General features: G+C 40.7%; 12 protein-coding genes. 3 read left to right on the plus strand and 9 right to left on the minus strand.

Annotated features, from left to right (window positions below; genetic code table 11):
- Positions 1-28 precede the first annotated feature (28 nt).
- Positions 29-457 (plus strand): ribose 5-phosphate isomerase B, encoded by a 429-nt coding sequence (gene rpiB, locus HY841_11525; GenBank protein ID MBI4931386.1) that lies wholly within the window; start codon positions 29-31, stop codon positions 455-457.
- On the opposite strand, the gene HY841_11530 is transcribed toward rpiB, so the two are convergent.
- From HY841_11530 to HY841_11545, 4 genes are all read right to left on the minus strand, one after another.
- A complete protein-coding gene (locus HY841_11530; GenBank protein MBI4931387.1) occupies positions 454-1,395 on the minus strand; it encodes an RHS repeat protein in 942 nt (313 codons plus the stop codon). The two genes, rpiB and HY841_11530, sit on opposite strands and share 4 nt — an antisense overlap.
- 86 nt (positions 1,396-1,481) lie before the next feature.
- Positions 1,482-3,497, minus strand: a complete 2,016-nt coding sequence (locus tag HY841_11535; protein MBI4931388.1) for a thioredoxin domain-containing protein — start codon at positions 3,495-3,497, stop codon at positions 1,482-1,484.
- Between the two features lie 105 nt (positions 3,498-3,602).
- Complete coding sequence (locus HY841_11540) at positions 3,603-4,103, minus strand: LEA type 2 family protein (protein ID MBI4931389.1); 501 nt, start codon at positions 4,101-4,103, stop codon at positions 3,603-3,605.
- A gap of 43 nt (positions 4,104-4,146) precedes the next feature.
- Positions 4,147-5,520, minus strand: coding sequence for a dipeptidase (locus HY841_11545; GenBank protein MBI4931390.1), 1,374 nt, complete (start codon positions 5,518-5,520; stop codon positions 4,147-4,149).
- A 161-nt stretch (positions 5,521-5,681) separates the two neighbouring features.
- On the opposite strand from HY841_11545, the gene hemH reads away from it, so the two are divergent.
- Positions 5,682-6,797 (plus strand): ferrochelatase, encoded by a 1,116-nt coding sequence (gene hemH / locus HY841_11550; GenBank protein ID MBI4931391.1) that lies wholly within the window; start codon positions 5,682-5,684, stop codon positions 6,795-6,797.
- Positions 6,798-6,836: 39 nt separating this feature from the next.
- Here the strand turns inward: hemH and HY841_11555 are convergent, their stop codons facing one another.
- From HY841_11555 to HY841_11575, 5 genes are all read right to left on the minus strand, one after another.
- On the minus strand, positions 6,837-7,184 hold the full coding sequence (locus HY841_11555; protein MBI4931392.1) for a DUF5615 family PIN-like protein: 348 nt from the start codon (positions 7,182-7,184) through the stop codon (positions 6,837-6,839).
- A complete protein-coding gene (locus HY841_11560) occupies positions 7,185-7,409 on the minus strand; it encodes a DUF433 domain-containing protein (GenBank protein MBI4931393.1) in 225 nt (74 codons plus the stop codon). It lies immediately after the preceding gene.
- Between the two features lie 90 nt (positions 7,410-7,499).
- The gene (locus HY841_11565) at positions 7,500-10,025 is read right to left on the minus strand and encodes a T9SS type A sorting domain-containing protein (GenBank protein MBI4931394.1); all 2,526 of its coding nucleotides are present in this window, start codon (positions 10,023-10,025) and stop codon (positions 7,500-7,502) included.
- Between the two features lie 86 nt (positions 10,026-10,111).
- Entirely contained in the window at positions 10,112-10,399 is a 288-nt protein-coding gene (locus tag HY841_11570) for a hypothetical protein (protein ID MBI4931395.1), read from the minus strand.
- Between the two features lie 194 nt (positions 10,400-10,593).
- Positions 10,594-11,508 carry a toxin-antitoxin system YwqK family antitoxin gene (locus HY841_11575; GenBank protein ID MBI4931396.1) on the minus strand — a complete coding sequence of 305 codons (915 nt, stop codon included), beginning with the start codon at positions 11,506-11,508 and terminating at the stop codon, positions 10,594-10,596.
- A gap of 81 nt (positions 11,509-11,589) precedes the next feature.
- Here HY841_11575 and HY841_11580 point away from each other — a divergent pair, with 81 nt between their 5' ends.
- Complete coding sequence (locus tag HY841_11580; GenBank protein MBI4931397.1) at positions 11,590-11,745, plus strand: hypothetical protein; 156 nt, start codon at positions 11,590-11,592, stop codon at positions 11,743-11,745.
- Positions 11,746-11,883 lie beyond the last annotated feature (138 nt).

Genomic DNA, 11,883 nt, shown 5'->3' on the forward strand with positions numbered 1-11,883 from the left:
AAAAGTCAAAAGTAACAGCCACAAAAAAATGAAGATAGCATTGGGCGCAGACCACGCAGGATTTTCTCTCAAAGAGATTCTGAAAAAATATTTACAGGGAAAGGGATTTGAAGTAGAAGATTTTGGACCGAACTCTGAGCAAAGCGTTGACTATCCTGATTACGCGCATCCTGTAGCGAGCGCGGTAGAAAAAAAAGAAGTTGATTTTGGTTTGCTGATGTGCGGAAGCGGAAACGGAATCAACATGACTGCCAACAAACACCAGGGAATACGCTCTGCGCTCTGCTGGAATTCTGAAATTGCGAAACTAGCGCGCCAGCACAATGACGCAAACATTCTCACACTTCCCGCACGTTTTATTGAAGAAGCCGAAGCAAAAAAATGTGTGGATGTTTTTTTCTCCACTCCGTTTGAAGGAGGAAGGCACGAAGGAAGAGTGAAGAAAATTTCCTGCTAGTAAAAAGCATACTCGTACTTAATAATCTTAATACTTGCTTTCTGCAACTGGCGGTCAATCTGCGAGGTCATTAATTTTTTCTCATCATCGTATAAGTAAACAATCTCATCGGTCTGTGTTCCGTTCTTGAATTGCTTTTCGGCAGTTACATTTCCAGCAGCATCATAATCGTAAGTTATTTTTTCAATATTATTTCCGCTGGAGTTGTCGGTCATTGTTTTCTCGGTTAATCTTTCGTGCGCGTCATACTTATAAGTAACGCCCGAGCGAATAAAGCCCACAATAAATTCATAAGATTCATCTATTGGTTTCCCGTCTGTGAAATTTAAAATCCCCTGCTTGTAGGGCTTGCCTTCATCATTCAGGAATTTCTTTTTTACCTGCAGGGGTGTTAACTGTTCATATTCAAATTTTTCATCTGAAATTATTGTCTGCACTCCCAACTTGAATACTTCGCCCGGCTTGGCAATGTTGGTTTCCTTGCAGAGCGTTTGCCGGCTTACTAATCCATCTCCAAAATATTCGTAGTAAGTGGAGTTGTAAAAATTTCCAATGCAGACGCGTTTCATTTTCAGATAGCCGTTGGAGGAATAAAAAAATTCCGTGCCGAGCGTATCGTACTGGTACTGGTAGTCAATTTTTGTTTGTGATTTCTTCACCACTTTTCCGTGCTTGTTATACACTGCAGGAACTTCTATTTCAGTTTTCTCCAGCGAAGTGATTTCATTGTAATACTGATGAACCATGTTCCCTTCCATATCAAACGCAAAAACCTGAGCCAGCCCTTTGTCGCGGATGATTTCTCCATCAGGTTTGTCTACCACGCTGGCAGAAATGGTTTTTATTTTATTCTGCTTGATAAAAATTCGGTTGAACTTTGGTTCGTTTGTGTAAATTTCGTAGGGTGAAGGAGCGATGATTTGAGAATGGAGGCCCATCCCCGACCCTTCCCAAAGGGAAGGGAGTAAAAAAATAATTACTGCAAAATGTAAAAAGGATTTTGTCCTCTCCCCTTGGGGGAGAGTTAGAGAGGGGCTCTCATTTGCTTTAGTGCTTCGCTTGTATTTTCCGTTGGTAGTTTGCATGTTTTGTTTTCGCAGATGTAAATTAACGTTTTGCCTTCAACAAACTTGCCCTGAAGCAAAGATAATTTACTCAACGCTTTTGTTCCTGTAAAGATTGCATTAGGAATAAAGTGTTCCGAAAGCTCTTTTCTTTTTTCATCAACAGAGTTGCCAACAATGGCAATCTCGTAAAACGGCTGAGTGAAGTGAAGCATCAGCATTGCCCAGTTGGAATAAGCCGAGCCATACGAGGGAATCTCATTCTGAACTTGTTTCAACATTTTTTCAGATATCTCAAGATAATTTGTCTCATCAAAATATTTTCCAAGATAAAAAAGCGAAAGTGCCATCGAGGAATTAGAAGAAGGAATCACGTTATCCTGAATTTCCATTTTGCGTGCGATGAGTTGCGAATCCCAATCAGAAGTGAAATAAAACATTGCCGAACTTGAATCGTGAAAATGTTTCAGCGTGTAATGAGCAAGTGACTTTGCTTTGTTCAGCCATTGCTCGTCAAATGTTATTTGATAAAGTGAAATGAATGCTTCAATGGTCAAAGAGTAATCTTCGAGAAAGCCATTAATGTTTTTTGAATGAAATAGTCCGCCATCTTCTCTTGAAAGATTTTTCAGAATATAATTTGCACACCTCAAAGCCGAATTCAGAAATTCCTTTTCGTGAAATACCGAATAGGCATCTGCATATCCTTTTATCATTAATGCATTCCACGAGGCGAGAATTTTATTGTCAAGTCCGGGTTTGATTCTTTTTTCTCGAACAACAAGGACTTTCTTTTTCAGTTCTGAAATTTTATTTTGAAATTCCTCAACAGACATGCCATATCGCTTTGCTACTTCTTCATCAGATTGTTTTCGGAGAAGGATATAATACTCTTCTTCCCAATATCCAATCTCGTTCACATTAAAATAATCTGCAAACAATTTTGTGTCATCTCCAAGAAGACTTTGCAGTTCTGCTATTGTCCACACATAATATTTCCCTTCTTCTCCTTCAGAGTCTGCATCCAGTGCAGAATAAAAGGCACCATCCGGAGAAGTCATTTCTCTTTTTACAAATTCCAGCGTTTCGTAAACAGTTTGTTTGTAAAGCGGATTCTTGGTCAGCTGATATGCTTCGGAATAAAGTGAAACCAGTTGCGCATTGTCGTACAACATTTTTTCAAAGTGCGGAACCTTCCATGTTCCATCGGTTGAGTAGCGGGCGAATCCTCCGCCAATCTGGTCATAGATTCCACCATACGCCATTTTTTCCAGTGTGAGATTTATGTGCCTGAGAAGTGAAATATCTTTTGTGAAATAATAATGTCTCAAAAGAAATTGATAATTATTCGGCAGCGGGAATTTCGGAACACGGTTAGCTCCGCCTTCAATAGTATCAAAACGTTTCTGCCAATTCTCATAGCAGATATTCAAAATTTCTTTTGTGAATGCGGGCTTCTCCGTGAATGCAGGAATCAATTCTGATTTTTTTACAGCACTAGTAAGTTCCTCTGCATATTGAAAAACTTTTTCGGGTTCGTTCTTGAAATAATCTGCGAGCGTCTGCAAAATTTTCATCCATTGCTCTTTTTGAAAATAAGTTCCACCGTAAATCGGTCTGCCATCGGGAAGTGTAAAACAATTGAGTGGCCAGCCACCGCTTCCGGTCATGATCTGAACTGCAGACATATAAACGCTGTCAACATCCGGTCTTTCTTCCCGGTCAACTTTTATGCAGACGAAATATTCATTCATCATTTTCGCCACAACTTCATCTTCAAAGCTTTCGTGTTCCATCACATGACACCAATGACAAGCAGAATATCCAATGCTGACAAGCACCAATTTATTTTCTGCCTTTGCTTTAGCAAACGCCTCATCACTCCACGGGAACCAATCCACAGGATTCCGCGCGTGCTGTAATAAATACGGACTTGATTCGTGAATAAGTCTATTTGAAAAAAATTTCTCTGTCATTCTATATTGGGCTGAAGCCCTTAATATATGTGGATATTCATAGCCACGACCTTAAGGTCGTGGCAAATATAAATACAATAACAGGGGCTTTAGCCAAACAAAATTTCACTTGGAAAGCGAAACTGTTTTCTTCAATTCGATTGGAAATTTTTTCTTGTAAAACCATTTACCGACTTTCACATCTCCTTTCAACGAGAGCGCAGCGCTTTTTGAAGAAACCATCGGAAGAATTTTTGCGATGTCTCCAAATCCAAGTTTTGAAAAATCTGATTTGATATGAAACGTAGAAGTGTGTTCGCCCTTTGCTTTTATTTTTGTTTTCTTCGTCAGTTTCACATGTCCTGCATTAATATCATTTACGTTCGCATCAAATGACGAAGGAAAAACATTTACGCTTACCGAATTCGGGTTATTAATCTTCATGTCGAAATCAAATTCAACCCCTTCTTTCGTTAAACTGATAAGTTTTACATTGCTGACTCCGCTAATAGTCACCGGCTGAATTTCTTTACAGGAAGAAAAAAACAAGAATAAAAAAAGAAGCCCCACTCCAACTCTACCCAAAGGGAAGAGAGAAATAAAAGTAGGGATAGATATTTTTTTCATGTGTTACTTTCCCTTCCCTTTGGGAAGGGTTAGGGATGGGCTTCTACTTCATTCCTTCCGCATAGTACTTAAAGAAAAGCGGAATCGTCTCAATCCCTTTGAAGTAATTGAACAAACCATAGCACTCATCGGGAGAATGGATGTTGTCAGAATCCAACCCAAATCCCATGAGTACGGTTTTTATCTTGAGTTCTTTTTCAAAGAGAGCAACAATCGGAATGCTTCCGCCTGAACGAACCGGAATTGGTTTCTTGCCAAACGTATCCTGCATTGCCTGACTCGCAGCTTTGTAGGCAACGGAATCGGTTGGAGTAACACATCCTTCTCCGCCATGAAGCGCAGTCACTTTTACTTTCACCGATTTCGGAGCAATCTTCTTAAAATGTTTTTCAAAAAGTTTTCCGATTTTATCTGAATTCTGGTGCGGAACAAGTCGCATAGAAATTTTCGCAAACGCTTTTGAAGGAAGAACTGTTTTTGCTCCTTCGCCCTGATATCCTCCCCAGATTCCATTTAATTCTAAAGTCGGACGGATGGAAGTTTGTTCGGTTGCAGAATATCCTTTTTCTCCTCTTAAATCTGCAACGCCTAAATCTTTCATGTACGCTTTTTTGCTGAAGGGTGCTTTTGCCATTTCGGCTCTTTCTTTTTTGCTGACAATCTCCACATCTTTATAAAAACCGGGAATAGTAATTTTTCCGTTCTTATCTTTCATGGAAACAATCATCTCTGCAAGAACTGATATTGGATTTCCCACCGCGCCTCCGTAAACTCCTGAATGCAAATCGCGGTTCGGTCCGGTCACTTCTACTTCCATATAAGCAAGTCCGCGTAAGCCGACCGTTATAGACGGAATATCATTTGCGAGAATGCTCGTATCAGAAATCAACACCACATCCGCTTTTAATTTTTCTTTATTTGCCTTTACAAAGTTTCCAAGATTAGCAGAGCCCACTTCTTCTTCGCCTTCAATCATGAACTTCACATTGCAGGGGAGTGAATTTGTTTTCATCATCGCTTCAAATGCTTTCACGTGCATGTACACTTGCCCTTTATCATCACAGGAACCGCGCGCGTAGATTTTATCATTCTTGATTGCGGGTTCAAACGGTGGAGAAGTCCACAAGTTGAGCGGATCAGCGGGCTGAACATCGTAATGTCCGTACACAAGAACCGTTGGAAGAGATGAATTAATTATTTTTTCTCCATATACGATCGGATAGCCGGGAGTAGCACATATTTCTACTTTATCCGCTCCAGCGGCAACCAATTTTTCTTTTACGACATCGGCAGTACGAAGAACATCCGCTTTATATTTCGGATCTGCGCTGATAGATGGAATGCGGAGCAAATCCAGAAGTTCATTGAGAAAACGGTCTTTGTTGGCTGCGATGTAAGAGTTGATTTGTGTAGGCATGGTAAATGATTTTAGCTCCGAAGGAGTCCCTTCGGGAGAGGGCAAACGTAAGAAAAAAACATCAGGTAATCAGTGATTAGTAATCGGTTATCAGGGTGTATTTTACTATCCACCGGTAACTGATTACTGATAACCATTGTGTTTGTACATTCGCATTTATTATGAAAAAAGGTGTTTTGCTTATCAATCTCGGCTCTCCTGATTCTCCTTCTGTGAAGGATGTTAGAAAATATCTCAAGCAGTTTCTGAACGACCCATTTGTAATTGACATAAACCCTATAGCAAGATTTTGTCTGGTGAACTTTATTATTGTTCCAACACGTTCGAAGAATTCCGCCAAACTTTATGAAGCCATCTGGACGAAAGAAGGTTCGCCCCTGATTGTTCACAGCAAAAAGCAAAAGGAGCTTCTTCAAAAGAGCCTCACCCCTAACCCCTCTCCTGCAGGAGAGGGGAACAAATACATTGTCGAACTCGGAATGCGCTATTCCCGAAGGGACTCCTTCGGAGCAAGTCCAAGCATTGAAAGTGCCTTGAAGAATCTAAAGGAGAAAAATGTTTCAGAGATAATTGTCCTTCCGCTTTATCCGCAATACGCAACATCCTCTACAAAATCTTCTGTGGAAGAAGTGAAGCGAATAATCAGGAAAGGAAAGTATCCACCCGTAAAATTTATTGAGAAATTTTATGACGATGAAAATTATATTGAGGCAATGGCGGATGTTGCGAAGAAATACATAGCCCCCCCTCCCCCCGAAGGGGGGAAAACAGGCGAAAGTGTTTTTGATTTCCCCCTTCGGGGGATTGAGGGGGCTTGGGATTTCTTCATTTTCAGTTATCACGGTTTGCCCGAAAGGCAAATCACAAAAGAATCATCGCATTGCAAAATCAATAATGAGTGTTGTTCTTCCATAAACGAACACAATAAACTCTGCTACCGCGCAGGTTGTTTTGAAACTACAAGGCGGCTTGCTCAAAAATTAAACATCCCGAAAGAAAAATATACTATATCCTTTCAATCGCGCCTCGATGATAAGTGGCTGAAACCGTATTCGGATAAAGTGATTGAGGAAAAAGCAAAGCAAGGCATAAAAAAAATTCTTGTCTTCTCCCCTGCTTTTGTTGCCGATTGCCTGGAAACCATTTATGAAATCGGAACAGAATACAATTACATCTTCAAAAATCACGGAGGAGAAAAACTACAATTAGTGGAATCGCTGAATGAAAATCCGAAGTGGATTGAGGCGCTGAGAAATATGGTAATCGGTGAACAGTAATCGGTAATCGGTTGGTGGTTACAGCAGATAATGCAGGCATTAAATTTCTCTGCTTCTGATTTTTCGCGTAGTAATTGTAGTGAATTTGTTATAAAACTTTTCTGTGCCGACTTTAAGTATCGCTGAAACTATTTTAATTATTTGCGCTGTTTCTGTAAAATGATAACGTAAAAAAATAACGCTTATCCCTTTTGTCTTATGGGCAAACACCCACTCTCCGAAATCTTTGTCTTCAGTGAGAATAATTCTGTTGGTGGTTTTAGCAAGAAGGATAATCTCTTCATCCTGCATTCCGCGGTAACTTTCTTTTATCGAAAGCACATCTGCCGGAATTTTTCGCAATGCGTCTATGAGATCGGTGTGCGTATTTTCGTCTGCAAGTATCATTTATGCAGCTGCAACCATTTCCTCTCCTGAAATGGCATCGGCAGCATAGGCAAGCACAGCTAACACATCTTCTTTTGTAAGATGGTCATACATTTTCAGAATATCGTCAAGTGTAGCGCCTTCAGACATTTTTCTGATTATGCTTTCCACGGTAATACGAGTGCCTTTAATTACCGGCTTGCCGAGCATTATACGGTGGTCAGATATGATTCTATCATTATTCATGGAGTAAAGATACAAAAACTTGCAGATAGTACGGGGAAAGAAGTAATCGGTAATCGGTTGTTGCTGATTACCAAACACCGATAACTGATTTTACTTAATCACAAGTTTCTTCTTGTAAATAGTATCATTGGAGGTAGCCACTACAAAGTAAACTCCGGCAGCAAGTTTTCCCGAAGGGTCAACGGCAATTGTTTCTGCGTCATTAGCTGATAATAAAATCACTTGCGAATAAAATTCTCTGCCAAGCAAATCCCTTACCACAATGAGTACGTTATCTCCCTGCGTGCCTGATACACTCACATTAAAGATGCCGCTGGCTGGATTTGGATAAACGGCAAACCCACCCTTATTGCCACAGCCATTTACAGGAATCATATTAAAGGTTTGTGTTTGTCCGTTAAAATCAGTTTCAGATAAACGGTAATAAGATACCGCGCTGAATGACTCCGTATCTTCAGCAGAATATTTTTTTACGGTTGAACTATTTCCTGCCGCAGTTACTTTGGAAATAGGATAAAACACCGTACCATCTGTGCTTTTCTCCAGCGTAAAGTAATCAGCGTTTTGCTCAGTGGCGGTCTCCCATTCCGCTTGCATTTTATAGCCTTTGCAATCTACATTGAAATAAAGAAGTTCCACTGGCAGCGGATTAACTCCCCCGATTGTTTTTGAACCGAAGGTGAATGGACTATATTGTAATTCACCTGTAGGAGATTGTATGGTGCCCGCCCCATTTCCTGCACATGAGCCTGTAAGAATGCAATTAGCTACAGGATTAATATTCGTTGTGTTAAGTTCCCAGCAATTTACACCGTTTTCAACAAGTGTATTATCTAAATGGGCAATCACCAAATCTGCTGTGCAGCTATTAATATCACTTGCAGCAGCATCTTCCCAATAAAGTGTAACTTGTGGAGTGTACGCTCCTGCTGTTCTGTCAAGCATCCAATATTCTTTACCGCTAACTTCTAATAACCTTCCGGCAATGCTGTCAGCATTAAGAATATTGATAGTTGAATATCCTCCACGAAAATATTGCGCGTCAAACTGATCGGTATTTAATCCGCCAGTGCCGGTAATTCCTATTCTTCTCCACCAGGGAGTGCCGCTCACGATATTTCCAACGGGAAACACAAAATTATCATTGCCTACTTTTCTCATAGGACCCGTTACAAAACTTGCCGCAGAACCAGAAGTAGATGTTGCGGCATCATTTATTATTAAAAGCTGGGGCGCTGAGGTATAAAAATAACCATCGGTTAATGTAAGTGCATTAGAAACAACTGCTCCTTTAGTTACTCCGCTTACGTTTAACGTTACACCTGTGGAACTCGTGTTATTAATGGTTAATTTATAAAAGGATGTTCTGGAAGCACCGGTGATTTGCTGGGACTGGGAACCATTCATTTTAATAGTAGCAGTAGAAGAAGAATAAGTGCCATCATTAATAAAATCTCCTCCAATGTTTATCGTATTTGCTCCCGCATTGGTATTATCAAGCGTGCCGCTTTTTATCCACATATCATTTGCAATATCTACTGTGAGAGCAGTATTGCCGAATTTAATAGAATTACCGGTGGTAGCATAAAAATAAACATTGTAATAATCATCTTGAAGATTAAACCCCCCTGCTCCGCTACCGCTAGGCCAATCAAGAAAAAGAGTGCCTGTGCCATAGTTGGATTTTGTTACATCAACACTGCCTCCACCTTGTAAATCAAGCATTCCGGTATTGTAGTTTACATAAAAAACATTGCCGAAACCAAAGGTAATTGTGAGGGTATTACTGCCAAAATTAAGCACTCCATTTGTTGCAGGAGTACCAGTAGAACCATCATGATTGAGAAGTTTTATTGCAAGATTACTAGTTAAAGTATAGTTGGCGCCATTTTGTATGCGAAAGATTCCATTTGTAACTAAGGCAGAAGTGGCATAAATGCCCGTTCCGCCCCAAGCACCTTGTCCGAAAAGGTCAACGTAGAAGGAGGCATCATCAAATCTTCCGTTGTTATTTATACTTCCATAAATATCTAATGCCTGGCTTACTGTTAATACAGCGCCTGCATTAAGAGTTAAGTCCCTGCAACTTGCAGCGGCAGAAATGGTGGGCTGATTTCCCCCAGAAGGAATGGTAACATCATCACAGGCTGCCGGCACTCCGGAAGGACTCCAATTTGTAGCGGTTCCCCAAGCAGTTGTTCCGCTGGTAAGCCATGTTTTAGCATTTCCACAAGTTGTTACTGCAATATCCCATGTCCAACTGGCACCACAGGGACCTCCATTACTGTATATTAATTGAATATAGTAAGTGTTCCCTATTGTTAATCCGGATAAAACAATCATATTAGGATTAGCGCTGCTGGAAATACCACAGTTGCTGCCGATTTCTGTAAAAGCGAAACAAGTTCCGCTGTAAACAACACCATTGGAAAGGCACCCTCCGCTAAGTTTGTTTATGCTAACTCCATGCGAAGTGGCTGTTGCAACAAATTTATACCATACAGATTGTTGTAAAATACCGCAAGAGGGAGTAGGTTCACCTACTTGTGTAGTGGCAGATGCGCTTGTTCCTGCTATGGGAGCGGCACCACCGTAAGCGTAGTAGCACTGGCGCAATTATCATTGGCGGGTTGGGCAAATGCGTTTACACTAAAAAACATTAAGGCAACTGCGTATGTAAGATGTTTTTGCACTGTAAAAAATTACTTGGGCTTTACAATTGCTTCTTTCTTTTTGTTTTTTTCTTCTTCCTTTTTTTTCTCTTGTTCAAAATATAATTGTTGGTCTCTCACATCAATTACTTCATGCCGAACAGGGATATCAGGGTTTATTTTATCTTCTGCTTTTGAAGAACCTACATCAATTTGTTTTTCTGAATTTTCGAAGTAAATATCTGGCTTTTGCTCAGCGGTCTTCTGCGTTTGCCCGCTCTGCGCAAAACACCAGCAGGATATAAAGAAAGAAAAAAGAAATGTAAAAAATAGTTTCATGATGTAATGGTTTTTACTCTTCTACTCTACAAATTTATGCAATCAATAGGTAATAGTATGACAAATGGCAGGATATTTATCATCCCCCCCCAGCTTTTAGACGAATGACAGGTTTTCTTAGACGAGTGGGGGGATTCCTGTAAGTTGTAACTGCTCCTTGCGGAGCAGATGAAATTCTCTAGCAGATCCCAGCGCTATTTGTCGGTTGCTTCAATGGGCGCTTCGCCCACATATTTGCCGTCTTTGTAAAAAGAGATGTGCTCAAGCATGCCGGCTGTGTTGTAGATATAATCCTTGCCATCTATCAGGCGGAAATTTTTAAACGTGCCGTCCTTTGACATCTGCCTGTTCTGGTTAAAAAGTTTGGCGTAGCCGTTTCCGTCAAAGGGTTTTTGCGCTTCGTTTGTTTTTTCGGTTTTCGCATCCGCCATTTTGGCCGGCTCTTTTGTTGCAGTGGTTTCGGTTTTAACTATCATTTCTTTTTTCGGCTCAAACAATTTTGTTTTTTCCTCGTCCAGCGTTCCATCGTTAAATACTTTTTCATCGCGCTTGTCGCCATTTTCATAATAGCCCACCCAGGTGCCGGCTTCTTTTCCTTCTTTCATTTCTCCTTTCATCATCAGCTGCCCGTTATCGTAATAATAGGTTTGCTCACCCTCTCTTTTTCCTCCTTTGGTATATTTGAAATCACAAAACGTCTGCCCGTTCTCGTGGTAGGATTTGAATTCTCCCACCCAGCGGTTGTTTTCCCACACGCCTTCCTCCATCAGTTTTCCGTTTTCCTGATACATTTTTGCATATCCGCTTGCGCGGTTGTTGGTATAGGTGATTTCTCCTTTCAGGTTTCCATTCGGAAAATAGGTTTTCCAGATGCCGGCTTTTTTGCTGTCGGCATAATTGCCCTCTTCCACTTTTGCATCAGTGGGATAGTTGGGAAGTTTTTTGATGCTGTTGAATACAATCCAATAGCCCTGCCGGAGCCCCGCAGCATCCACCGCGTTGAGCGTGTCGCCAGCATAAACATACGATGCCTGAAAGAAAATAAAAAGGATTACCAGTTTATGGAGAAGATTTTTGGAGAAGATTTTTTCAGCCGCCATTTCTTTCATCTGTAAATTATTTTTTTACGAAGCGGATCACTGCCATCAATAGAACAGGCGAATATCTAAACAAAAATCGGGAAAGTCCTAATGATCAGGCAACATTTCGACCAGTTGTTGTTTTTCTTAGATGAAATAGGCGCTCTACATCCTCCCGATAGTGCCGAAGGCACTCCTTCGGAGCTATCGGGGGAGGGTTTTGAAAAACCGATTCATCTTCTTTTCCTCCTTTCAGGGTGGGGCTAAATTAAAGTAGGAAGCGAAGGTACAAAGTAACTTCGCCACCTCTCACACCACTGTACATGCTTAGACGCATACAGCGGTTTCATAAAGTTTTAATCGTTTGTAGTTTGCCGATAAACTGTAGTAACCTTCTTTTGCAAA

The organism is Bacteroidota bacterium, assembly GCA_016213405.1.
Classification (GTDB): Bacteria; Bacteroidota; Bacteroidia; order Palsa-948; family Palsa-948; genus Palsa-948.

Bases quoted from the DNA above. Each gene is read 5' to 3' on its own strand.
- rpiB (MBI4931386.1), top strand. From the start codon at position 29: ATGAAGATAGCATTGGGCGCAGACCACGCAGGATTTTCTCTCAAAGAG.
- HY841_11530 (MBI4931387.1), bottom strand. From the start codon at position 1,395: ATGGGCCTCCATTCTCAAATCATCGCTCCTTCACCCTACGAAATTTAC.
- HY841_11535 (MBI4931388.1), bottom strand. From the start codon at position 3,497: ATGACAGAGAAATTTTTTTCAAATAGACTTATTCACGAATCAAGTCCG.
- HY841_11540 (MBI4931389.1), bottom strand. From the start codon at position 4,103: ATGAAAAAAATATCTATCCCTACTTTTATTTCTCTCTTCCCTTTGGGT.
- HY841_11545 (MBI4931390.1), bottom strand. From the start codon at position 5,520: ATGCCTACACAAATCAACTCTTACATCGCAGCCAACAAAGACCGTTTT.
- hemH (MBI4931391.1), top strand. From the start codon at position 5,682: ATGAAAAAAGGTGTTTTGCTTATCAATCTCGGCTCTCCTGATTCTCCT.
- HY841_11555 (MBI4931392.1), bottom strand. From the start codon at position 7,184: ATGATACTTGCAGACGAAAATACGCACACCGATCTCATAGACGCATTG.
- HY841_11560 (MBI4931393.1), bottom strand. From the start codon at position 7,409: ATGAATAATGATAGAATCATATCTGACCACCGTATAATGCTCGGCAAG.
- HY841_11570 (MBI4931395.1), bottom strand. From the start codon at position 10,399: ATGAAACTATTTTTTACATTTCTTTTTTCTTTCTTTATATCCTGCTGG.
- HY841_11575 (MBI4931396.1), bottom strand. From the start codon at position 11,508: ATGAAAGAAATGGCGGCTGAAAAAATCTTCTCCAAAAATCTTCTCCAT.
- HY841_11580 (MBI4931397.1), top strand. From the start codon at position 11,590: ATGATCAGGCAACATTTCGACCAGTTGTTGTTTTTCTTAGATGAAATA.